The sequence below is a fragment of the Phaeobacter sp. JH204B genome (genome assembly GCF_048055755.1).
In the GTDB taxonomy this organism is placed as follows: domain Bacteria; phylum Pseudomonadota; class Alphaproteobacteria; order Rhodobacterales; family Rhodobacteraceae; genus Phaeobacter; species Phaeobacter bryozoorum.
The window spans coordinates 69,627-93,140 of sequence record NZ_JAYMXF010000033.1 but is presented as its reverse complement, the minus strand read 5'-3'; the positions used below and the strand labels follow the sequence as shown (position 1 = coordinate 93,140).

The 23,514-nt window shown below is 58.1% G+C and carries 21 protein-coding genes and 1 tRNA gene; 7 read left to right on the top strand and 15 right to left on the bottom strand.

What is annotated here, in order from left to right; all coding sequences use genetic code 11:
* The first annotated feature begins 73 nt into the window (after positions 1-73).
* The 4 genes from VXL81_RS18820 (at position 74) to VXL81_RS18805 (ending at position 2,009) form a co-directional block, all read left to right on the top strand.
* Positions 74-655, top strand: coding sequence for a Maf family protein (locus VXL81_RS18820; protein WP_416544523.1), 582 nt, complete (start codon positions 74-76; stop codon positions 653-655).
* Positions 652-1,674: a ribonuclease E/G gene (locus VXL81_RS18815; RefSeq protein ID WP_340546476.1), complete on the top strand. Its 1,023-nt coding sequence runs from the start codon at positions 652-654 to the stop codon at positions 1,672-1,674. The genes VXL81_RS18820 and VXL81_RS18815 overlap by 4 nt, the downstream gene beginning before the upstream one ends.
* Positions 1,671-1,853 (top strand): DNA gyrase inhibitor YacG, encoded by a 183-nt coding sequence (locus VXL81_RS18810; RefSeq protein ID WP_416555599.1) that lies wholly within the window; start codon positions 1,671-1,673, stop codon positions 1,851-1,853. The genes VXL81_RS18815 and VXL81_RS18810 overlap by 4 nt, the downstream gene beginning before the upstream one ends.
* 81 nt (positions 1,854-1,934) lie before the next feature.
* Positions 1,935-2,009, top strand: a tRNA-Phe gene (locus VXL81_RS18805).
* Between the two features lie 403 nt (positions 2,010-2,412).
* Here the strand turns inward: VXL81_RS18805 and VXL81_RS18800 are convergent.
* The 13 genes from VXL81_RS18800 to hmgA form a co-directional block, all read right to left on the bottom strand.
* Positions 2,413-5,796 carry an error-prone DNA polymerase gene (locus VXL81_RS18800; RefSeq protein WP_340546478.1) on the bottom strand — a complete coding sequence of 1,128 codons (3,384 nt, stop codon included), beginning with the start codon at positions 5,794-5,796 and terminating at the stop codon, positions 2,413-2,415.
* Positions 5,793-7,271 carry a Y-family DNA polymerase gene (locus VXL81_RS18795; RefSeq protein WP_416555597.1) on the bottom strand — a complete coding sequence of 493 codons (1,479 nt, stop codon included), beginning with the start codon at positions 7,269-7,271 and terminating at the stop codon, positions 5,793-5,795. Before VXL81_RS18795 ends, VXL81_RS18800 begins: the two co-directional genes overlap by 4 nt.
* Positions 7,213-7,767: an ImuA family protein gene (locus tag VXL81_RS18790; RefSeq protein WP_340546480.1), complete on the bottom strand. Its 555-nt coding sequence runs from the start codon at positions 7,765-7,767 to the stop codon at positions 7,213-7,215. Before VXL81_RS18790 ends, VXL81_RS18795 begins: the two co-directional genes overlap by 59 nt.
* 172 nt (positions 7,768-7,939) lie before the next feature.
* Positions 7,940-9,490: a cryptochrome/photolyase family protein gene (locus VXL81_RS18785; RefSeq protein ID WP_416555595.1), complete on the bottom strand. Its 1,551-nt coding sequence runs from the start codon at positions 9,488-9,490 to the stop codon at positions 7,940-7,942.
* 146 nt (positions 9,491-9,636) lie between these two features.
* Positions 9,637-10,992: an oxygen-independent coproporphyrinogen III oxidase gene (hemN, locus tag VXL81_RS18780; RefSeq protein ID WP_416555593.1), complete on the bottom strand. Its 1,356-nt coding sequence runs from the start codon at positions 10,990-10,992 to the stop codon at positions 9,637-9,639.
* 52 nt (positions 10,993-11,044) lie between these two features.
* The gene (locus tag VXL81_RS18775) at positions 11,045-11,740 is read right to left on the bottom strand and encodes an NnrU family protein (RefSeq protein WP_416555591.1); all 696 of its coding nucleotides are present in this window, start codon (positions 11,738-11,740) and stop codon (positions 11,045-11,047) included.
* A 44-nt stretch (positions 11,741-11,784) separates the two neighbouring features.
* Positions 11,785-12,471: a maleylacetoacetate isomerase gene (gene maiA, locus VXL81_RS18770; RefSeq protein ID WP_416543481.1), complete on the bottom strand. Its 687-nt coding sequence runs from the start codon at positions 12,469-12,471 to the stop codon at positions 11,785-11,787.
* A 58-nt stretch (positions 12,472-12,529) separates the two neighbouring features.
* Positions 12,530-13,072 (bottom strand): VOC family protein, encoded by a 543-nt coding sequence (locus VXL81_RS18765; protein WP_416555589.1) that lies wholly within the window; start codon positions 13,070-13,072, stop codon positions 12,530-12,532.
* Positions 13,069-13,284, bottom strand: a complete 216-nt coding sequence (locus tag VXL81_RS18760) for a DUF2783 domain-containing protein (protein WP_271907643.1) — start codon at positions 13,282-13,284, stop codon at positions 13,069-13,071. Before VXL81_RS18760 ends, VXL81_RS18765 begins: the two co-directional genes overlap by 4 nt.
* A 5-nt stretch (positions 13,285-13,289) precedes the next feature.
* On the bottom strand, positions 13,290-14,900 hold the full coding sequence (locus VXL81_RS18755) for an FAD-dependent oxidoreductase (RefSeq protein ID WP_416544509.1): 1,611 nt from the start codon (positions 14,898-14,900) through the stop codon (positions 13,290-13,292).
* 150 nt (positions 14,901-15,050) lie between these two features.
* On the bottom strand, positions 15,051-16,001 hold the full coding sequence (locus tag VXL81_RS18750) for an MBL fold metallo-hydrolase (protein ID WP_416534672.1): 951 nt from the start codon (positions 15,999-16,001) through the stop codon (positions 15,051-15,053).
* Between the two features lie 11 nt (positions 16,002-16,012).
* Positions 16,013-17,269, bottom strand: a complete 1,257-nt coding sequence (gene fahA, locus VXL81_RS18745) for a fumarylacetoacetase (protein ID WP_416555587.1) — start codon at positions 17,267-17,269, stop codon at positions 16,013-16,015.
* A 106-nt stretch (positions 17,270-17,375) separates the two neighbouring features.
* Positions 17,376-18,731: a homogentisate 1,2-dioxygenase gene (gene hmgA / locus VXL81_RS18740; RefSeq protein WP_416555585.1), complete on the bottom strand. Its 1,356-nt coding sequence runs from the start codon at positions 18,729-18,731 to the stop codon at positions 17,376-17,378.
* Between the two features lie 73 nt (positions 18,732-18,804).
* On the opposite strand from hmgA, the gene VXL81_RS18735 reads away from it, so the two are divergent.
* The 3 genes from VXL81_RS18735 (at position 18,805) to VXL81_RS18725 (ending at position 20,995) form a co-directional block, all read left to right on the top strand.
* The gene (locus VXL81_RS18735) at positions 18,805-19,245 is read left to right on the top strand and encodes a MarR family winged helix-turn-helix transcriptional regulator (RefSeq protein WP_340546491.1); all 441 of its coding nucleotides are present in this window, start codon (positions 18,805-18,807) and stop codon (positions 19,243-19,245) included.
* Between the two features lie 57 nt (positions 19,246-19,302).
* Positions 19,303-20,562 (top strand): adenylate/guanylate cyclase domain-containing protein, encoded by a 1,260-nt coding sequence (locus VXL81_RS18730; protein WP_416555583.1) that lies wholly within the window; start codon positions 19,303-19,305, stop codon positions 20,560-20,562.
* 139 nt (positions 20,563-20,701) lie between these two features.
* A complete protein-coding gene (locus VXL81_RS18725) occupies positions 20,702-20,995 on the top strand; it encodes a VPEID-CTERM sorting domain-containing protein (RefSeq protein ID WP_340546493.1) in 294 nt (97 codons plus the stop codon).
* A gap of 44 nt (positions 20,996-21,039) precedes the next feature.
* Here VXL81_RS18725 and xrtE read toward each other — a convergent pair whose 3' ends face one another.
* The gene (gene xrtE, locus VXL81_RS18720) at positions 21,040-22,671 is read right to left on the bottom strand and encodes an exosortase E/protease, VPEID-CTERM system (RefSeq protein WP_416534668.1); all 1,632 of its coding nucleotides are present in this window, start codon (positions 22,669-22,671) and stop codon (positions 21,040-21,042) included.
* Positions 22,658-23,467, bottom strand: coding sequence for a division plane positioning ATPase MipZ (locus VXL81_RS18715; protein WP_340546495.1), 810 nt, complete (start codon positions 23,465-23,467; stop codon positions 22,658-22,660). Before VXL81_RS18715 ends, xrtE begins: the two co-directional genes overlap by 14 nt.
* Positions 23,468-23,514: the final 47 nt, after the last annotated feature.

The window sequence follows — 23,514 nt, the reverse complement described above, 5'->3', positions numbered from 1 at the left end:
AGCCAGTAAGACAAGTCTGAAGTGCCTGGCGGCTTTCGCCCGCGGGTTAGAAACACGAACAAGAGGTCCGGACATGGCATTCATTCTGGGATCAGGCAGCCCGCGTCGATTGGAACTGCTGGCTCAGCTGGGAATCACCCCGGATGCGGTCTGCCCACCCGATATTGATGAGACACCCAAGAGGGGAGAATTGCCGCGTCTTTATTGCGCGCGTATTGCCCGGCAGAAAGCCGAGGCGCTCGTTGCCAACCCAGAGGATGTGGTTCTCTGTGCGGACACCACAGTAGCGTTGGGGCGCAGGATCTTGGGCAAACCGTCCGATGCCGGGGAAGCTGCGGAATTTCTTCTGGCGCTTTCTGGACGTCGTCATCAGGTGATTACCTCGGTTGCGGTGCGCCGCGGCGATCGCATTTGGGCGCGTGATGTTGTCAGTGCCGTGAAGATGAAACGCCTCTCGGATGAGGATCTGAATGCCTATCTTGCGACCGGTGATTGGCAGGGCAAGGCGGGCGCCTATGCAATTCAAGGCCCAGCAGGAGCGTTGATCCCTTGGATCAACGGATCCTTCACTGGAATCGTCGGTCTGCCATTGGCCGAAACCGCCGCCCTGTTGCGCGGAGCAGGCTGGACACAGAGTAAGGAGACAGCAGCATGAAGGGACGGACAATTGTGCTCGACCATATCGATGGTCGCGAGGCCGCGGCGCTCATGGTGGATGGCCAGCTTGAGGATCTGCTGATTGACAGCGACGCACCGACACCGGGTACGATTTACCGGGCCCGAGCAGATCGCCCCGTCAAGGGGCAGGGCGGAATGTTCCTGACCACACCGGACGGGCCTGCTTTTTTGCGTCAGGTCAAGGGGTTGGCGCCCGGTCAGGAGTTGCTGGTGCAGCTGACAGGATACGCCGAAGCTGGCAAGGCCTTGCCAGTCTCCCAAAAACTCCTGTTCAAGAGCCGCTACGCGATCGTCACGCCTGAGGCTCCTGGCCTTAATATTTCCCGCTCGATCCGCGACGAGGATGAGCGGGACCGCCTTTTGGAAATCGCCCACGATGCGATGGGGGATCACGGCTATGGCCTGATCCTGCGCTCCGCCTGTCATGGCGCTGACGGGGAGGAGATTGAAGAAGATATCCTCGCCATGGTGGCGCTGGCCTCCCAGGTCATGGAGGATTCCGGTAGCGGACCAGAAGTATTGGCGGAGGGGGACACCCCGCATCTTCTTGCATGGCGTGACTGGACCGATCCGGCAGATATCGAGCGCGATCCCGGTGGATTTGAACGTCTGGGCGTATTGGATGCACTGGAGACGGTTCAGGGCATTCGCGAACCTCTGAGCGGGGGTGCCTTTCTTTTTATCGAACAGACCCGCGCGCTGATCGCTGTCGACGTAAACACCGGCAGCGACACATCGCTTGCAGCTGGCGTGAAAGCCAATATGGCCTGCGCAAAATCCCTGGCCCGGGCGCTGCGGTTGCGCGGTCTCGGCGGGCAGATCGTGATTGATCCGGCTCCTATGCCCAAGAAAGATCGCCGCGCTTTTGAAACCGCGTTGCGGGCCAGTTTTCGCAATGACAGCGAAGACACCGTTCTGGTGGGCTGGACCACGCTTGGCCACTTTGAACTGCAACGTAAGCGAGGCCGTATTCCGCTGGCGGAGGTGCTTGCATGAGCTGCCCGATCTGTGGCGGAGAAACCTCCAGCGATTATCGCCCCTTCTGTTCACGCCGCTGCGCGGATATTGACCTTGCGAAGTGGTTCAACGGCGCCTATGCGACCCCGAGCGCGGACCCGGAAGACATTGAAAACGCTTTGGAAGAAGTCGAAAAACACCGAGAAACCAAACATTAGCGATTTTCTTTGAAAAAGCCTCTGGACACGGTCACGCCCACGTCATAGAAGGCCCACACCCAAGGCGATAAGCCTTCCCGTGCCCGGGTAGCTCAGGGGTAGAGCAGTGGATTGAAAATCCTCGTGTCGGTGGTTCGATTCCGCCCCCGGGCACCATTGTATAAGTATAAATCAATGATTTAAGTTGAGATGCGCTACGCTCCTACCAATCTGCTGGCTAGCTGGGTGCCAACTGCCGCTCCTGCATCTTCTTGATCGTCGTTAGTCGTGCGCACGCCTCGCAAGCAAACTCAATCCGAGTCACTCTCCTTCTTGAATAGCTTCTCTAGCGCTTGGATGTCATCGTCACTGAACTCCGTGAAAAGCGACAAAGACATCGCGCTCGTTACTTTCGCTTGCACGGCGTCCCAATCGTCAGATGGGTCATGCTCGATGTACTTCGAGATACCTTTTGTACTTCGATGCGCACTGACGTCGATAGCTCTCGGCTGGTCGCAAAGTAATAGGGTGTTGGAAAGCCGAAACGCATCAGTTGTGGTAGAAAAGGCGATACTGCGGTTCAATGAAAGTCCCGGCTTGGAAAGAGCCTCTTGGCTTGATCCCTTGGATGCATTGCGCGGGCTGGATAGCGGGTGCGTTTCGGGGTGTCGTCCGCACGTGGCCCCTCGGATTGAATTGCACTGTCTAGCGGGTGGCCTAGCTCCGATAGCCTCGCAGATTCGTCCTCGATATTCTGGGCGATGACATGCACCACAGCACCTTCTCGTTGAAGGTAGCCTGTTACGCGCAACAATCTCCCCCCCATGACAGTGCGGCGAAAACGTTCGTATATCCTGTTCCAAACCACCACATTGCAAACGCCGGTCTCATCCTCAAGGGTCAGAAATATCACGCCTGAAGCGGTGCCCGGTCGTTGCCTCGTAATGACCAGGCCGCATACGCAGACTGGCTGTAATGGCGCGGTTATCAGCTGGTCGTGGCAGATCAGGCCGGGTAGAGCCGGACGCAGAAGTTCCATCGGATGCGCGCGTAAGCTCAGGCGCATTGAGACATAGTCTTCGACGACTTCTTCCCCCAGATGCATCCGCGGCAGCATGACGTCCGGCTCGGTGATGGCTTCTCCGTCGAACTGATCGTTGAACAGCGGAAGCTGTGCAGGAGTTCGGATTGATTTTACTTGCCAGAGCGCCTCTCGGCGCGGGACACCCATAGACGAGAAGGCATCCGCCTCAGCCAGACGCTCCAGGGCTGCAGGGGCAAGCCCCGCGCGCAGCCAGAGGTGCTCAGGATCTATATACCCGTTTCCGCGCGCAGCAATGATCCAGCCTGCGTCGTCTTCCTTGAAACCTTTGATCTGACGAAACCCTAGACGCAGGGCCAATGTTCCATCCGGGCGGCGTTCAAGCGTGTTGTCCCATTCGGAGCAGTTTACACAGATCGGCCGGACTTCGATACCATGATCACGTAGATCCCGGATGATCTGTGCTGGAGCATAAAAGCCCATCGGCTGAGAATTGAGCAAGGCACAGGCAAAAATTGCCGGGTGGTGACATTTCAGCCAAGCTGAGACATAGGCCAGCATGGCAAAGGCTGCAGCGTGGCTTTCGGGAAATCCATAGTCCGCAAAGCCTTCTATCTGTCCGAAGCACCGTTCGGCAATGTCTTGACTATAGCCGTTCCTCAGCATTCCAGCGATGAATTTGTCGCGATACTTTCCAATTGTTCCCATGCGCCTAAAGGAGGCAAGAGAACGGCGCAGGTGGTCAGCTTCTTCTGCAGAAAAACCCGCACCGACAACAGCGATCTGCAAAGCCTGCTCCTGAAACAGAGGCACGCCCATTGTGCGCTTGGTTACCTGTTCCAGAGCAGGTCCGAAGGGATCCGGGTTTTCCAAACCGTTTCGCCTGCGAATATAAGGTTTCACCATATCTCCCTGTATCGGACCCGGGCGGACGATCGCGACTTCGATAACCAGATCGTAGAATTTGCGGGGCCGCATCCGGGGCAGGAAATTCATCTGTGCCCGGCTTTCTACCTGAAAGACCCCCACCGCATCTGCGGCACAGAGCATATCGTAGGTCGCCTCATCTTTTTGGGGGACGGTTGCGATGCTGTGCGTTATGTTCTCGTGTTGCTGCATCAAGGCAAAGGCTTTTTTAATGCAGGTGAGCATACCCAATCCCAGCACATCTACTTTCAGAATGCGCAGGGCATCAATATCATCCTTGTCCCAGCAGATGACGGTACGATCTTCCATTGCGGCATTCTCAATCGGGGCAAGTTCGTCCAGCCGTCCACTGGTGATGACAAACCCGCCCACATGTTGAGAAAGATGACGTGGAAAGCCGATGATCTCGCCGATCCGTTGTATCGTCTGCATCAGGCGGCGGTCTTCTAGATTGAGCCCAAGTTCACGAATGCGATCCAGATCCACATTGCCATTGCTCATGCCCCAGATCTGTCCGGACAGGCCTGCAGTTACATCCTGGCTAAGGCCCATAACCTTGCCGACCTCACGAATGGCAGCGCGCGTGCGAAAGTGGATGACGGTTGCGCAAAGCCCAGCACGATGGCGACCGTATTTCTGATAAATCCACTGGATGATTTCTTCACGCCGTTCGTGTTCGAAATCAACGTCGATATCCGGTGGCTCTCCCCGATGCTTTGACACGAAACGCTCAAAAACCATCGCAATCATATCGGGGCTGACATCCGTAATGCCCAAGAGATAGCAAAGGATTGAATTGGCGGCAGACCCGCGTCCTTGGCAGAGGATCCCCTTGGATTTGGCAAATTGCACGATGTCATGAACGGTCAGAAAATAGGCTGAAAACTCCAGTTCTTTGACAACAGAAAGCTCTTTCTCCATCAGCTGAATTGCCCTGTCCGGAGGACCATCTGGGTAGCGACGTTTCAAGCCTTCCTGAACCAGGCGTTCCAAACGGGCCTGTGCTGTTTCACCGTCCGCCTCTTCATGTGGGTATTCATAGGAGAGTTCACCCAGATCAAAATTACATCTATTGGCAATCTCCAACGTGCGGCGGAGCGCTGCAGGGTGATCACGAAATATACGTGCCATATCGGCGCCCGCTTTGAGCCGACGTTCTCCATTTGGCAAGGCGCGGGTGCCGATCTCATCGATGGTGATATTCTCGCGCATGCAGGTCAAAACATCAGCAAGCTGCCTGCGATTGGCACGGTGCATCAGGACATCTCCGATCGCCACCATTGGAGCGCATGTTTTTTGCGCTGTCTGGGCGCAGGCCGCGAGATAAGCCTGATCGCTTCCATCATAGCGCGGCGCGGCCCCCAAGAAGACATGGTGCGGAAACTGCCGCCCCATTCGTTGAATATCCAGGACAGCATCGTTCAATGATCCCTTTGGCAAGGCGATCAGGATCATGGCTTGGCAGGCATTGATGACGTCTTCAGTGTAGAGAATACATTTACCTTTTTCCGCACGCCGTTTCCCGAGGGTGAGCAATCTTGCCAACTTACTATAGGCGGTTCGGTTGCATGGTAGGGCCAGCCAATCCACTGCGCTGTCCTGCAAGATGAGACGGCATCCCACAATCAACTTGGGAAGGACCGGTGCTATCGGCTTGGGAATGGCAGATGCGTGGCCTACCTCTTGCCGAGAGGAGGAATCGATCCGCTGGTGGGACCGGATTTTCAAGGCATCCTGCGTTTCCCGTGTCAGCTCCTTTAACGCACTCCAGGCCCGGACAACCCCCGCAAGCGAGTTGTGATCTGTTATTGCCAGCGCTGACAGTCCCAATTCGGCAGCTCGCGCAACCAGTTCTTCGGGATGGGAGGCCCCGGTCAGGAAGGTGAAATTTGTGGTGACACACAGTTCGGCATAATCTTGCTTTTGCAGTCGTCGATCCGGCAGATCTTTCTGAAACACCTCAACCTGCCGATGCTTGTGGTTGACCTCAATCATGCGAATTCCCCCTGCACGTACCAGCCGGGGTTCTGAGGCGTATAAAACAGCCAGAGCCGTCGCCCCTGCGTGGTTTCCACCCGCCAATAATCACGCAAGCCAGACCGCCAGTTGTCGTCATCAAACCACCATTCGGGGGTGATGCGCTCCGGTCCGGTGGCCCTGCCTGTGGTCAATGACATGCGTCGCCAGCGGAAATGGGTCGGCGGATAAGATCCGCCCCCTGCAATCGGTTCTGGGTGAAACAGGCAGAGTGGGCGTGGGTTCCTGCAAACCCAACCGCTGGCGGCGGTTGAATAGGCCGCAGGTGATGTAATGAAGCTACGTTCCGGAATATGGCTGTCGGCGGGAAGAAAACGCTGAATGTTTTCAAGACCGATCCGTGTCCCGAGCCGCGTAATCAGATCGTCCAGCCGGTCGTCGCTGTCAGTGGCAACGTGAGTCATCTGCTGCGCGGGCAGAGCCTCGGTCTGTGTCGCTTCGAGACGCAGCTGATCTATGCCAAAGCCAGCGTCAATTTCAGACAGTCCCTTTTCGAACAGGGGGAGAATCCGGAGTGGATCGCGCAAGGGGCGGGCCAGACGCAATTCCACTTCTTGGTGTCCCTGATCCACTCGCCGCAGTGTTACGACAAACACACGGGCGCCCATCTCATGGGTTTTCAAGGTTGCACAGAGTCGTGTCAGCAGTCTTTTCGTGCCAGCCATGACATCATCTATCAGGCCGATAGGCTCTGGCAATGTCATGCGGACACCGTAATGGGGCGGCGCGGCCAAAGGTGTGATTTCTTCAACTTGCTGCCCTAAGGCCTGATCCAGCCTCATCACTACGTTTGGTCCAAAACGGCGTGTCAGCGGAGCACGGGGCGTTGTCGCAAGATCCCCGATTTTGCGCAGCCCCAATCTGATCAGAGCGGTTGTTGTCTTCTCATCCAGCCGCAGAGCGGCAACGGGAAGGTCCTTAAGGGCTGGCAACATAGCCCCTGGTGCAGCCTGTCCCTCGCCGAAATGTGCCAGCGCCCAGGCTGCTCCGCGTGTGTCGGCCAGTCCGATCTGTGCCGATAGGCCCGCCCGTGTCAGACCTCTGCGGATATCACTCAACATATTGTCCTCTCCTCCAAAAAGGTGAGAAGAGCCACTGATATCAAGAACCAGGCCGTCCCGGCCTTCTAACCCTACCCAAGGGCAATACCGGGTGGCCCATCGGCGCAGGGTCAGCAAGAATTGCTGATCCCGGTAGAGATCCGCAGGGGCTGTTTGTAGTTTTGGACAAAATGCGCGGGCGTCTGAGTGGGGCATACCCTGGTGCAAGCCTTGCTGCGCGGCTTCAGTATTGAGGCAATACAGCCGATTTGCATTGCTGTGTTTGATGGTCAGCGCAAAAGGGCCGGACAGCGGGTGCTGCCGAAGAAACCGGTCACTCGCTAACCGGTGAAACCATATCGACACGACGCGACGTGCGATTCCATCGAACATGCCAAGATCCAACTGTTCCCGATTTGTTCTTAATAAGACTCCAGTGAAAATGAGTCGAGTCCTGTGCATGAAATAGAGGTCGACAGCGCCAGCGGCTTTCGGCGGCATTGCTGCCCATCCCTTCAGGGATAAGGCAAAGCCCGGTGCTGTTTCCTGTCTTCGCCGCGAGTTGCAGACGCCGCCCGGCAGTAAGGCTGAGAGGTTTGCTGATGTCGATCGCGACCAATGCGACAGCGCGCTCCCGCAACGCCTCCTCGGCACTGGCAAGCCCATCGGTCTGATGCGTCACATTTGCAACCAGCATCTGAGAGGGATCTGCAAATTCACCTAGCCCCATAGGGTTGATATATTCTGGACGGTGGCTTTCACGTATCCAAAGCGTGGGTCCGCAGGTCTGGGCCATCAAAGCTGCAAGAAAGCCAAAACTGCCAGGACCGCAGACTTCATGTACGCGTCCGCGCTTGAGTGGAAAATATGGGAGCGTTGAAGTGGTCATGATCGATTTATACCGTGTCACATCGCCCTGCAAAAGTGGCTGCCCTGACAACAGCACAGACCGCACAACAAACCAGTCGAGGGCAAAGCGCCAATTCTGACGGACATGTTTGGTGAAAGGAGCGTGATCCTGAATCGGGTTAATATTCGGCCAAATCCCCGAAAATGCCTATTTAGAGACTGATCAGAACCTTTCTTGCACTGCTGAGATAGGCCTCCTGTTTGTCTGAAGACATTCTGTCCCAGGTCCGATAGGGCTGCATCAAACGCGGGTTTCTTGACAGTTTTTCACGGTTTCGGATCAGAAAATCCCAGTACAGCGGTGTAAACGGGCAAGCCTTGGGCCCTGTTTTTTGTTTCACGTCATAGGCGCAATTCGCACAGTAATCCGACATTTTGTTGATGTAATTTCCACTGGCGGCATAGGGCTTGGACCCTAGGAAACCGCCATCTGCAAACTGGCTCATGCCGATGACATTTGGCGCTTCAACCCATTCATAGGCATCTGCGTAGACCGCCAGATACCATTCGTGGACCTGGTGCGGGTCCACTCCAGCCAGCATGGCGAAATTGCCGGTGACCATCAGCCGCTGAATATGATGTGCATAGGCCTCGTCACGGGTCTGACTGATGGCTGCGGCCATACAGGCCATGTCGGTTCGGCCACTCCAGTAGAACTCTGGCAGGTCCCGTGTTGCCCCCAGGAAATTCATTGAGGTGTAGCCCGGCATGTTCAGCCAGTAGATACCGCGCATATACTCGCGCCAGCCGATAATCTGACGAATAAACCCTTCGACCGCATTGAGAGGAGCGCGCCCCTCATAATAGGCACGTTCGGCGCGGAGGCAGACTTCTAAAGGGCCAAGCAGGCCAATATTGATGTATTGCGCCAGAACGGAGTGGTAGAGAAACGGCTCTCCTGTCAGCATGGCATCCTGATAATCGCCAAATAGTGGCAGCGCCTCATCTACAAAATGATCTAGCGCCGCCAGGGCTTCCTTGCGGGTGACTGCGAACCAGAAGGGGGTTAGCTGTCCGAAATTGCTGGAAAACCGCTGCTCCACCAGCGCGAGTACGCCTTGCGTGATTTTGTCCGGATCGGTGTGAACAGGCTTGGGCATGAACATGTCGTTCTGGGCCGGTTTGCGGTTCTCAGAATCATAGTTCCATTTGCCACCCTCAGGGTCGTCACCCTGCATCAATAAGCCGGTTTTGCGACGCATTTCGCGATAGAAATACTCCATGCGGAGTTGTTTGCGCCCCTCCGCCCAGTTGCGGAACATCTCATGACTGGCGAGAAAGCGGCTGTCCTCAAGCATGGTCAGCTTTGCCGGTCCAGACCAGTTGGTCAGCGCCTCTTTGAGGCGATATTCTCCCGGCTCGGTGATGAGAACCTCTGTTGCCGGGGTCTGCTCCAATGCACGCTCCAGCTCGCCAATCAAGCTGCCTGAATTGTCGGGATCCTCAAGTCGTATGTACCGCAGGGCCCAACCGTCGGCGGACAGCTCATCCGCGAAGTGCCGCATGGCGGAAAAGACAAAGGCGAGTTTCTTTTTGTGGTGCGGGACATAACTGGCTTCCTCCGTAACTTCAGCCATCAGGAGGCGGTCTTTCTGTCGGTCACCCTGCTGCAGAGACGAAAGATCATGCGACAGCTGATCACCCAGGATCAGAATAATCCTGCCGCGGTCATTGCTGTCCTGAGGTGTCACATTATTGGTCATGTCCCGGTACTCCGCTGGTCTGGCAGCAGATAGCGTGACCGTGAAAGCTGGCAACGGGGAAAGCTGGCAACGGCAGGGTGGTCCCGCGCAGAAAGGCGCGACAGATAAGCCAATATTAGAGACTGATCTATGTCATTTTCAAAGCGTCAGGAGGCCTGGCTGTAGCGGACACCCTCCGGTTTATGCGCGTCGAATGCGCTGGCGATGATCCGGGTCAGCGCGCGCCCTTCGGGTTTGATACGGAGGGCGTCGTCCGCCCAGGTCACCAGTTCACCGTAGGTCGCGGTGACCTCCTCCAGATCCGCAGTCAGCTGCTGGCATATGGGCCCGTACCGCTGGCGCAGTTCCGTGAGATCCAGCAGGAAATCACACATCAGCATTTCAATCGCCCGAGCCCGCACCTTGTCGATCTGGGTAAGTTGATGGCCGCGTGCGCCGGCAAGCTCGCCGGCTTCAATCCTCTGAACATAGGCGGCCGTAGCAGCTGCATTCTGCACATAGCCGCCTTCAAAGCGCGAGATCGAAGAAGCGCCAACACCGATCAGCGTCGGGCAGCGGTCATCCGTGTAACCCTGGAAGTTTCGCCGCAAGCCGCCATTTTCGCTGGCCAGGTTCAAACGGTCCTGAGGGCGCGCAAAATGATCTATGCCGATGTTGGCAAATCCGGCAGATCGAAATGCCTCTGCGGCCAGCTCAGCCAGATGGTAGCGGGCTTCATCGCCTGGCAGCGCGGTATCATCAATCAGCTTCTGCCGTTTTGCCACCCATGGGACATGGGCATAACCAAACAGGGCGACACGATCTGGCGCCAGTGTCAGCACCTTGTCAACCGTATCCGCGATGCGTGTCGCGTCCTGATGGGGCAATCCATAGACGAGATCGGTATTCAGAGATCGAATGCCAGCCGCGCGCAGCTCAGCGACACAGGCGGCAGTGACGTCATAGGGCTGGATACGGCCGATTGCTGCCTGCACCTCGGGATCAAAATCCTGAATGCCGATGCTGGCGCGGTTCATGCCTTCCTCTGCCAGAGCCGCAATCTTGTCGCCGTCTACCATTGTCGGGTCGATCTCGACTGAAAACTCGCAATCATCTGTCGGTGGTATGGCAGATTTCACCGCTTCCGCCAGCCGGTGTATCAGCGCTGGCGGCAGAATGGTCGGAGTGCCGCCTCCCCAATGCAGGCGGCCCATCTGCAACCCTTTGGGAAGTCGCTCGGCGAGAAGGGACAGTTCTTTTTCGACGGTGGCGATATAGCTTTCGACCGGGCTGAGTGTCTGAGTGCCCTGGGTTCGGCACGCACAAAACCAGCACAAGCGTTCGCAAAAGGGCACGTGTATATAGACTGACACAGGTTCCGCCGGGTCCAGCGCCGACAGTGCATGGCTCTGGAAAGCGCTATCGACGGCTGCGCTGAATACCGGCGCTGTGGGGTAGGAGGTATAGCGGGGAACGCGGCTGTCAAAAAGTCCCAGCTCGCGAAGGCGATCAATCTGTTTCATATTGCCAGATATGACCGATTTCTGAATGCAGGACTTTGCGCGAAATCAAATTTTAGACTGGCAAGGGTGAAACGCCGATCACGCGCTCATGCAAATGTAACGCGGCCGCCCAGAGCAACAGGCCAAGCGCGGCCCGTATGGCCAGATCCCGCAGGTGCTGTTGCCGCCAGCCTGAGTTGAGGATCGGGCGTAGCGAGAACAAGGCGGTAGTTGCGAAATAAGCCGCTGCGTCCGCACCAAGCGTTGCGCGTGCCTTAAGGTCAAAGAGCAGGATTGCAGCACCGGCCAGGAGAAAGGATCCGCCAAACACAATGGCATGAGCCAAATCGCCGTTGGCCAGCAGATGTGACAGCGACCAAAGTGCCAGCGCCAAGAGGATCGGATGGCGGCTGAGCGCGGCGCGCCCGGGATCATCCCGCGTCGGATCGGAACTGCGCCGTCCTCCAAGCGTAAAGGGGGTTTCCACGCCCAAACCGCAGCTCGTCAGCACAAAGACCAAGGGCATTGTCAGCATCGGGGCCCATCGCGACCAACCAGATGGCGGCCAGAGTTCGACATAAGGCGCATCAGCCGCGGCTACGATGACCCAGCCGAACACTCCGAGTGACAAAAGCCCATAGGCCGAGAAATAGGCGCGGCGACCAAGGGTTGCGATCAGTCGCCCGCGCAGATCTGCGAGGCGTGGCAGGAAATGGCTGACGATAAACACTGTCATGGCAAGGGTGAAACCCGTCCAATCGGTTGACATCAATGATCCCCTCGTCTGGCAGGAGCCGTACCGCTGGATGCGGACTATCCTATCTGTTTGTCCGTTGTAGTGGCGGAATGAACTGCATCCGGATGCGCCATCGCGAAGGCCTGATTGCTTGCACATGTGGCTTCAATCTCACCAAGACGGGGCAGGTCGTTGAAATCCACCCCCCAGCGTCGGGCGTTGTAGAGTTGTGGCATCAGGCAGAGATCTGCGAGCCCCGGACGGTCTCCGGTGCAATATGGCGCAGGGGGATATCTTTCCAGAAGCGCATTAAAAGCAATGAGACCCGGACGAATGAAGTGGCGCATCCAGCCTGCGGGCATGTCGAGAGAGTGTTCAGCATCTTGCGGCTGTGCCTCTGCACAAAGGCTGGTGGCGTAGCGGGCGACCTTCAGATTGCAGACAGGGTGCAGATCAACCGCGATGGAGTGGGCAAGGGCCTGAACCCCCGCACGCTCTGAGGGGGTGCCAGGCAGCAGGCCAAGGTTTCGGGTCTGGTCCAGGTAGTCGAGGATTGCCAGCGATTGCGTCAGGCGCAGCCCGTCGATTTCCAGCACCGGCACGAACCCTTGCGGGTTGCGGGCCAGATGCTCGGGGCCGGTTTGCTCGCCGTTGACCAGATCCACGGTTTGGCTCCGGTAGGCGATACCCGCGAGATTGAGGGCAATGCGAACACGATAGCTGGCCGATGATCGCCAGTAGTCGTAGAGTATGACATCAGACATTCCGGTCTCCCTGCATGGCCTGAGTGATCGGTGGAAACACCGCCCCGCGGCCCGATCACTAAAGCTCGCTCAATTCCTTGGCGTGCAGCCATTCGGCATGTTTCGGCGCCTTCTTGGTCTTGGACCATTCTTCCAGCATTTCCCATTTCACGGAGTCCAGCTTTTGCAGCAGCGCTTCCTCTTCCGGGTCGGGGCAGGCCAGCTCCACCCGGTGGCCGTTCGGATCGAAGAAATAGATCGAGTGGAAGATCGAATGATCGGTGACGCCCAGCACCTCAACGCCGTTGGCCTCCAGATGCTCCTTGAACTGGATCAGGGTCGAGCGGTCCTTCACCTTGAAGGCGATGTGCTGCACCCAGACCGGCGTGTTGCGGTCGCGGTCCATCTCCGGCTTGGTCGGCAGCTCAAAAAAGGCCAGGACGTTGCCGTTGCCTGCATCCATGAAGATATGCATGTACGGGTCGGGTTCATGCGTCGACGGCACATGGTCCTCGGCAATGGCCAAAACAAAATCCATGTTCAGCATTTTGTTGTACCACAGGACTGTCTCCTTTGCGTCCTTGCAGCGGTAGGCGACGTGGTGGATTTGTTCGATTTTCAAGCGGAGTCCTCCCCGGTTTTCAGCGCGGCAGCAGCCAGCGCCTGTTTCAGGATCGCGCGTTTCCCGATGTGATTTGCCAGCACCAGCACCAGCCGTGCATTCAGCGCATCGCTTTCGGCCTTGCTCAAATCCTCATGTGCGGCAAGCAGATCGGCATAGAAATCGTCGGCGCGTTCGAGGTTGGCGGCCAGGATCAGTTGGTCTTCGGTCATGGTGATCACTCCTTGCCGATGGCCCGGCGGATCGCATGCCGGAACAGGTTGTCGTCATAGCTGGGGCGGCGGGCGGCGACATGCTGGTCCGGGCGGATCAGGTAGACACCGCTTTCATGCCTGCCCAGGTAGCGGTCCTTCAGCGCCAGTGTCTTGTCGTCCTTGCTGGAGAGCGCCAATCGGGTGACCGTGATGCCGGATTCCTCAATCTCATCAGGCGCGTCGGCGTCGATGGTCAGCAGGGTGAATTTGTCGCCCAGCTTGCCAAGCAGAAACCCGTCGACCAGCGGCACATCGGGGCAGGGTGAGCCGGGCCGGGTGCGTTCCGGCCCGTTGAGCGCGTCTGCCGAATTCAGCGGTGAGCCCTCATAGGTGCAGGGCACCGACAGCCGGCCGGAGTTCACCAAAGGACGCGCGAATTCATACTGTTCGGACAGGTCCAGAACCGCATCACGCAGGACCCGGCTCATCTCCGACTTGGGGGTGATGAAATCGGTGGAGCGCGAGGAGTTCCGGATATTCTCGTCAGCGCCGTGGACGCGTTCAATGTCATAGCTGTCCAGCAGGCTTTCCGGCGCTTTGCCGTCCATCACCAGCTTGAGTTTCCAGCACAGATTGTCGGTATCTTGCAGGCCGGAGTTGGCACCGCGGGCTCCGAACGGCGACACCTGATGTGCGGCATCGCCGGCGAAGATCACCCGGCCATGGCGGAACTTCTCCATGCGGCGGCACTGGAAGGTGTAGATCGAGACCCACTCAAGTTCGAATTTTACATCTTCGCCCAGCATCGCCTTGAGACGCGGGATCACGTTTTCGGGGCGCTTCTCACGCTCCTTGTCGATGTCCCAGCCCAGCTGAAGGTCAATGCGCCAGACCCCATCGGGCTGCTTGTGCAGCAGTGCCGACTGCCCCTTGTTGAAGGGAGGGTCGAACCAGAACCAGCGTTCCGTCGGGAAATCCGCGTCCATGATCACATCAGCAATCAGGAAGTTGTCTTCGAACACCCGGCCGACGAAATCCAGCCCCAGCATCTGCCGGGTAGGAGAGCCAGCACCGTCGCAGGCAATCAGCCAGTCGGCTTCCAGGTTGTAGGAACCTTCTGGCGAGTCAATTTCCAGCACGGCATGGCTGGGGTGAGTGCCGATGGCAGAGACCTTGTTGCGGCCGCGGATTTCGATCGGTGCGCCTTGCTCCTGCAGCTCTCGGACCCGGTTCACCAGGTATTCCTCGAAATAATACTGCTGCAGATTGATAAATGCGGGCCGCTTGTGGCCCTCCTCAGGCAGGAGATTGAAATCGTACACCTTGCGGTCGTCGAAAAAGACTTTGCCGAGGTTCCATTGAACGCCTTTGGCGACCATCGGATCCCCGAGGCCAAGCCGATCGGCGATTTCCAGTGTCCGTTTCGAGAAGCAGATGGCGCGAGAGCCAAAACTGACCTTGTCGTTGTCGTCCAGCACAACCACGCCAATGCCCTGCTGGGCCAGGTCAATTGCGGCAGCAAGACCAACCGGCCCCGCACCGATCACGACGACGGGATGACGCACCGGCGAGGGCGCATCCTGATCGTCACTGCGTTGATAAGAATACAAGGGAACTTCAAAGATCTTGTTCATCTGGCCTCCTCCCAAATCCGGGTGCCGTCAGGCACGGCTCGACTAGCCCCCGGTCGCGGCTACGCCGAGGTTCTGGTCAAACATTTCATAGGTACTGCTGGGGCGATACGATCTGGATCAAACCGCCCCGAGTATAAATTTGCCTGGGCCTCACCCCTGCAGGGCTTCCCACATCTCCAGATCGCGCTGAGCGGTCCAGATCCGGGGGGTGTCGATGCCGCGTGCCTCGTCATAGGCACGGGCCACGTTGAAGGGCAGGCAATGCTCATAGATGGCATAATCTGCAAACTTCGGATCGCATTCTGCGCGCACCGCGTCCCAGGCTTCTTTCAGCGTGCCGTTGCGGGCTGCAACTTTCGCTGCCGGGCGGTAGGTGCTTTCAACGAAATCGCGGGTGCTTTCGACGGCGCGTTCCACCGCGTCCTTGCCCACCAGCGCGTCTCCACGACCGGGGGCAATGGCGTCGACATCATAAGCTTTGATATTGTCCAGCGTCCTGCCCCAGTCACCGAAATGCCCGTCGCCGCAGTAGCAGGCTGAGTGGTCTTCGACGATATCGCCGGTGAACATCACGTTCTGATCCGGCACGTGGATCACCGCGTCACCCGCGGTATGGGCGCGACCCAGATGCTTGATGTCGATCCGGCGATTGCCGAGGTAAACGGTCATCGAATCGCTGAAGGTGGTGGAGGGCCAGGTCAGTCCGGGGATGCTCTCATGGCCTTCGAAAAGGCGCGGGAAGCGCTGGAATTCGCTGTCCCAGTCCTCCTGCCCGCGTTCGACCACCATCGAACGGGCCTTGTCCGACATGATGATGTTCTGCGCGCCAAATGCGGAAGCACCCAGTACGCGAACAGCGTGGTAATGTGTTAGCACCACATGGGTGATCGGCTTGTCGGTGACAGAGCGAACGCAGTCGATCACCTTGTTCGCAAGCCGTGGGGTCGCCTGCGCTTCGACGATCATCACAGAGTCATCGCCGATGATCACGCCGGAGTTCGGGTCGCCCTCGGCGGTAAAAGCATAAAGCCCCTCGCCGATCTCATCAAAGGTGATCTTCTTTTCAGTCATGTCCCCTTGGGACGCAAAAGCCTTGGCCATGGTGGTCTTCCTTATCTTGCGTAGGGGTTTTCAAGCGCGGGCAGCACGGTACCGGTGCAGTTGCCGAAACCGATGGTGTAGCCGTCGCCTTTGGCCGCGCCTTTCAGGGTCAGCGTGTCACCGTCGGCGATGAAGGAGCGCTCCTCGCCAGTGTCCAGCGTCAGCGGCTCCTTACCGCCCCAGCTGAGTTCCAGGAGCGAGCCGCGGCTATCCTTGGTGGGGCCGGAGATGGTGCCGGAGCCCAGAAGATCGCCCGCGTTCATCGGGCAGCCCGAGGTGGTGTGATGCGCCAGCTGCTGTGCGGCGGAGTAATACATTTCTTTGTAGTTGGTCCGCGCGATGGTTGTGGCCTCTTTGCCTTCCGGCGCCATGGTGACCTCAAGGTCGATATCATAGAGCATCGGGCCGCAATCCTTCAGGTGGTCCAGCAGTTCCACCTCACGCCCGGGCGTGTCGCAGCGGAACGGCTCCAGCGCCGTTTTGGTCACGATCCAAGGAGAGATCGTGTTGGCAGTGGCCTTGGCCTGGAACGGTCCCAAGGGCTGGTATTCCCAGGCCTGGATATCGCGCGCGGACCAGTCGTTCAGCAGTACATAGCCAAAGATATGGTCATCCGCTTCCTGCACGGTGATCGGGCCATCGGACGGCGTGCCGACAATCGCACCCATCTCCAGCTCGATATCGAAGCGCGCGCAGGGCGCCCACCGCGGCGTCTCGTCATTTGGACCTTTCAGCTGACCCCAGGGTCGGCGCACGTCGGTACCGGACACCACAACGGAGGAGGCCCGCCCGTTATAGCCGATCGGGATATGCAGCCAGTTCGGCGGCAGTGCATTTTCCGGACCGCGGAACATGGTGCCGACGTTGAAGGCGTGGTTCTTGCCCGCATAGAAGTCGGTGTATTCGCTGACGGCAAAGGGCATGTGCAGCTCGGCGTCCGTAGCCGGAACCAGCAAAGGTTCGACCTTACCCTGCTCGGCAGAGCCTTCGGACAGCAGCGCTGTCAAACGGTTGCGAAGCGCAGTCCAGACGGCCGGACCTTCTTCCATAAGGTCGTTCCAATACGGAACGTCGAACAGTGGCGCATCGCTCAACTGGACCAAGCCGGCTTCCTCGGCGGCCTGCATATCGAGGATCATGTCGCCGATGGCCACGCCGCAGCGCGGATCGTCGCCATCAACAGAAAACACGCCATAAGGCAGGTTATTCAGTGGGAACGGATGGGTCGCGCTGTTGGCGGAGGTGACCCAGGATTTTGTCAAAGGCATACGTGGTCCTTTTCGTTTGAGAGCAGCTGCTCTCGTCATCTTTCCCGAAATACTCCGAGGGTGAATGCGGCCTTCAGGCCGCAGAGGGGGCAGCGCCCCCGTTGGATTACTTCTTGCCTGGTGTGCCGTCGAATTTCTTCTCGATATCGGCCCAGCAGTCGATGTAGTCATCCTGCAGCGGTGCTTCCTTCGCGGCAAATCCTGTCAGATGCTGCGGGAAACGGGTCTCGAACATGAAGGACATTGTGTTCTCGAGCTTCTCGGGGCCGAGGTTGGAGTTCGACGCACCCTCGAACGCATTCTTGTCCGGCCCGTGCGGCAGCATCATGTTGTGCAAGGACATGCCACCCGGCACGAACCCTTGCGGTTTGGCATCATACTGGCCGTAGATATTGCCCATTAGCTCCGACATGATGTTCTTGTGATACCACGGCGGGCGGAAGGTGTTCTCGGCCACCATCCAACGTTCCCGGAACAGAACAAAATCGATATTTGCGGTGCCGGGCTGGCCAGACGGCGCCGTCAGCACGGTAAAGATCGACGGGTCCGGGTGGTCGAACAGGATCGCGCCGACCGGGCAATAGGTGGTCAGGTCGTATTTGTAAGGCGCGTAGTTTCCGTGCCAGGCGACCACGTCCAGCGGCGAGTGGCCGATCCTGGTCTCATGGAACTGGCCGCACCATTTGATGGTCACGGTGGAGGGCGTCTCGCGATCCTCGAACGCTGCCACCGGCGCCTTGAAGTCGCGCGGGTTGGCCATGCAGTTGGCGCCAATCGGCCCGCGGCCCGGCAGCTCAAACTTCTGGCCGTAATTCTCGCAGACAAAGCCGCGGCAGGGGCCTTCCAGCACCTCCACCCGGTACACCAGACCGCGCGGGATGATGGCGATTTCCTGCGGTGCGAGGTCGATGATACCCAGCTCAGTGGCAAAGCGCAGGCGTCCTTCCTGTGGCACCACCAAGAGTTCGGAATCGGCGGAGAAGAAGTAGCTGTCCACCATCGATTCGGTGACCAAATAGATGTGGCTGGCCATGCCGACCTGGGTGTTCACATCGCCTGCGGTGGTCATCGTGCGCATGCCGGTGAGCCAGGTCAGGCCTTCATCCGAATGCGGCACCGGATCCCAGCGGTACTGGCCCAGCGAGATCACGTCCGGATCGACGCAGGGGGCAGACTTCCAATGCGGCAGGTCGATCTTCTGATAGCGGTGCGAATGCTTGACGGACGGGCGGATGCGGTAGCACCAGGTCCGCTCCGGCACATCGGCGGTAAAAGCGGTGCCGCTCAGCTGTTCGCCGTAAAGACCATAGTTGCACTTTTGCGGGCTGTTCATGCCTTGCGGCAGCGCACCGGGCAGCGCCTCGGTTTCAAAATCATTGGCAAAGCCCGGCATATAGCCCTCGTGTGGCCCGGTAAGGGACGGGGCCTGGATCATTTCGTGGGCATCGACTTTGTGATTCATGGCGCGCTCCTTTTCTTAACTCTCTGTTTCGGTAATAGTTGATTTTGTAACCAACAAGGCATAGGTCACCTTCATGACCGAAAAAGATGACTTCGCGCTGCAGGATTTCTTACCCTATCTCCTCAATCGCGCCGCAGAAGAGAGCTCGCTTGAGTTTCAACAGCACTACAAGAATCGCTACGGGATGCTCCGTACCGAATGGCGGGTCCTGTTCCATCTGGGCAGCTACGGGCGCATGACCGCAAAGGAAATTGGCCAGCGCGCCAAAATCCATAAGACCAAGATCAGCCGTGCCGTTGCGAAGCTCGCCGAGCGTCGGTTTGTATTGCGTCACCGGGATGAACGAGACCGACGATCGGAGCATCTGGAACTGACCCCGCAGGGGCAGGCCGCCTATCGCGATCTTCGGGAGCAGGCCGCCATCTATGATGGGCAGCTTGCATCCCGACTCAGCGAAGGTGAAAGCGAGGCGCTGCGCCACATGCTGCGCAAACTGGCCGGAATTGAACCATAGACATCCGTTGGTTGAGGCTTCAGATTGGGCCGGAACCACAATGTGAGGCCGTGCACAATGACGGATGCTGCTCTGCGCGCCACGCCGATAATCGACTGGCTGACTGCTGAAGGACTAAGAGGGGCAAGCCGTCAGGAGATGCTGCAAGGCTTTTGCCAGAGGCTTGCTGACGACGGCGTGCCGCTCCTGCGGTTTCATCTGGCGCAGCGTGCCTATCACCCAAAATACGGTGGTATCGGCTTTAGCTGGACCCGCGCGGACGGCTTGTCGCATGAATTCTATGAACACAGCGATACACCGCGGGATGAGTGGCTCTACAGCACCTTCTATTATATGTTGGAACGCCAGGTGCCTGAGTTTCGCACCAAACTGACCGGGCATGTGCTGGAGCGGTTTCCTGCACTAGCGCAGTTCAAACAGCGCGGGGCCACGGATTACTTTGCGCTGGCAATGCGCTTTGGTGATTTTGCCGATGCCCCTTTTGATCCTAAGCGGCCGGGAGAGGGCATCCTGTCATCCTGGTCAACCGATCATCTCGATGGTTTCTCAGAGGCGGATCTCACGTTGATCCGTTTTATCTACCCGCATCTGGCGCTGGCGCTGCGGGCGGCCTCTGCCCAGCAGATGGCCAAGGATCTGCTTCAGGTCTATCTCGGTCGCGATGCTGGTCAGCGGGTTCTGTCAGGAGAAATACAGCGGGGCTCGTCACGCCAGATTGATGCGGTGATCTGCTATTTCGATCTAAAAGGCTTTACCCAACTGGCTGAGCAAATTCCGGGCGCCGAATTGATCGACATGATTAACGACTACTTTGGTCTGGCGGTCGAGACCATTCAGACCCATGGAGGGAATATCCTCAAATTCATGGGTGATGGCATATTGGCGATGTTTGACCTTGGCAGTATCGGCGAAGATGCAACAGCAGCGCTCGCGGCGGCCAGTTGCTTGCAGAGCAAGATACGCAATCGCAATGTCGAGCGTGCGCAGCAGGGTAACCCGGTTGCTGATTTCACGCTGGCCCTGCATGCCGGCGAAATCCTCTATGGTAATATAGGATCTGAGAACCGGTTGGATTTCACGGTGATCGGACCAACCGTCAACCTGACGGCACGGCTGTCAGGTATGCACGCCTCTGTTGGTCGCAGCATCATTGTCTCGGAACAGGTTCAACGGGCAGCCCAGCCGACCAGTCACGATCTGGTGTCGCTGGGTCGCTATATGCTGCGCGGTGTTGCCGAGCCGGTTGAGCTCTTCACGATTTACGAAGGCAGCGGAGCGGGCCTTTCTGATCGGGTGTCAGAACAACGTTCAGCCTGAACAAAGGTAGAAATTGCCATAATTTACGCATTTTTTCCGCGTAGAGCAGAGCTGGGACAGATTATGGCCAACGAGATTCGTGCAAGAAATCTTGAACTGCCATGCCTGACTTTATTGAGAGAGCAGCGAGGAAAGTGTGATGAAACTGGCAGTGCGCATACATGACCTGATAACCGTTGCGGCCGTTTTGTGTGCAACTGCCCCCATGGCATTTGCGGCTGGTGAATGGCCTGACGCGGGCGGACCGGGCAATGGGAACGGCAATGGCAATGGTTGGGGCAATGGTTGGGGCAACGGCGGGGGCAATGGGAACGGCAACGGCAATGGCCAGACCGTGCCTGAGATCGACGTCAGCGCAGGTATGCTCGCCGTGGCTGCGGTCGCCGCTGCTTTGCTTCTGAGCTGGGAGTTGCGCCGGCGCCGGTCTGTTTAGAACCAATGGCTGCCAGGGCGTCGCTTGAGTCAACCATTCTGGACCTAGATAAGTGTCCAGTTCCCGGTCGCAAAGGCAACATAGGCGATCAGGGCATTTGCCACCATATGGGCCAATATGGCGGCCGGTAACCCGCCCCCACGCAGATATAGGGCGCCAAAGATTGCGCCAGCGGCCACACCAAGCGCGAAGCGGTCATGCATCAGACCGAACAGAAGGCTGCTGACAATCAAGGCGATAACCGCCCGTAGAACCTGACCCTGCCCGGCCATGCGGCGCAGCAGATACCCGCGAAAGAACAGCTCTTCGATGATGGGCACCAGAATTATGGTCCCGAGCAGGCGTGTCGCAATCCATAGGATATCCCGGTGCTCTGTAATGTTGCCACGGCTGATGTCGGGTGTGGCCATCACGATCCAGACGGCTGCAATTGCGGCCCCGGCGGTGATATCCATAGCGCGTGGCCTGTAGGCCAGCGCCCTAAGGGCAGGCCAGAACAACAGCAATGCGGCTGCCATCATTGCAGTACGCAGCGGATATCCGTCGGCAGGTTCTGCCCAGATTGCAGAAACCAATACGCCGCTCAGCATCATCACGACAAAAGGCACTATGCTCGCGATCAGCATATCGGCGCGCAGCGGTGGCAGGTCGGCGGTTGCGGCGGCCACCCTAGCGGGGTTGCTCTGCAACCAGCGAGAGCGATGGGCAATCGCCAGGATCAGCAGCGCAAGACAGGTGAACATCAGCCAGCCGGCATAGCTGTGAAATCCGTTGACCGCATGTTCCGGTGCAATCCAGGCGCCGATCAGGATCAGTATAGCGATACGCGCGACATTGAAGCCCCAGCTGAGCAGCAGAGCGGCGGGAAACAGGAACAGCCAATATCGTGTCTGCCTGAGATCGCGGCCCATCAACAGCGCATAAAGCCCCATAAAGGTCGTGACGAGGGCAAACCCTTCGACGCCTGAGCAGGGTTCGCCGATCTCCACCAGAAAACCGTCGACACGGATCAGATGCAATGCCGGATCGGACCAGACTGTGGCACCTGAGCTTTCCAGAACCCATGTCACGAGGAGGAACGTCACCGACGTCAGCGCTTCTATGTTCCAGATCGGCTCCATCATGCGAGTGATATCGGGCATGACCAGTGCCACAACAAGCGCCAGGATCAGAGGCAGGCCGCAGCCGCGCAGCCAGACAACCCAATCTCGAAGTGGCATCACGGCCAGCAGACCGCCTAGTCCGGCGATGCCGCCGCCTAGGCAGACCAGAATAAGGGTCGGCGAAATCCATGCGTTGATGCCACTGGGCCCAAACAGGGCCAGCGGGACCAGCGCGATCAGAAGACCGACGAGGTTCAGGATAACTGCCGATGGGCGTTGCGAGGCGCGCCCGACAAATGCGGCCAGCGCAGTATAGGCGCTGCGCACCAGCACAAGATAAAGGCTGAGCACAGTCAACAACGCCAGCAAGCGCCCGGCGAGTGATCGCACGGTGGTGCAGGCCAGATCCGCGCCGGTGAATTTGCAATGCACATTGGCCAGCAGCTGGTAGGCGACCATGACAAGCAACAGCTCGGCAATCGCCAACCCGAGGATCAGGAATAACCGTCGGCTGCCCTTGCCCAACACCTGGTCGATAGGGCGCGACGACTGTGGCTGATCAGATATCGACATCCACGCCTGGCAGATTCAGCGATTTCATCATGTCGCGCAGTTCCTGCCGTGCCGCGATGTTGGAGATATTCAGCTGTTTGACGCCAATATCCTTGAGGTCCAGCAGGGTCAGCCCGCGCGGAAACAACTCCCGGAACACCACCCGTTCCGAAAATCCGGGGGCAACGCGGAATCCGATCCGTTTCGAAAGCATGGAAATCGCGCGTTCCATCTTTTCCTTGTTCACCATGCGCTGAGTGCCAACTCGATTTCGGATCACAATCCAGTCAATTGGTTTCAGGCCAGCCTGCGCGCGCAACTGTCGCGCGTTCCAGACCATTTCGGAATAAACGGACGGCCCGGTGATCTTTTCACCCTTTTGGTCAGTATGCGCCAGGAGGTCGAAATCGACAAAACTGTCGTTCAGTGGCGTGATCAGCGTGTCGGCCAGGGAATGGGCGACCTGACTGAGCCGGGTGTGCGAACCCGGGCAGTCGATCAGGATAAAGTCGTTGTTGGGTTCCAGCTCGGAGACCGCCGCAGACAGCCGATGGTCATAGATGTTCTCGCCGGGTTGCAGGCTTTCGGGATCGATTTCGGGCAGCTCATGCAGTTCCACCAGTGGCAGGTCCAGCGCGGCCTTTTCCATGAACGCCTTGCGGTTTTCCAGATAGCGCCCCAGTGAACGTTGACGCAAGTCGAGGTCCAGGGCGGCAATCTTGTATCCCAATCGGGCCAGGGTGGTTGCCACATGCATGGAAACGGTGGATTTGCCCGCGCCCCCTTTTTCGTTGCCGACGACAATAATATGCGCCACGTTCGCTTCCCCCAATCACTGCGCAAAATACCGCGCATTTTGGGATG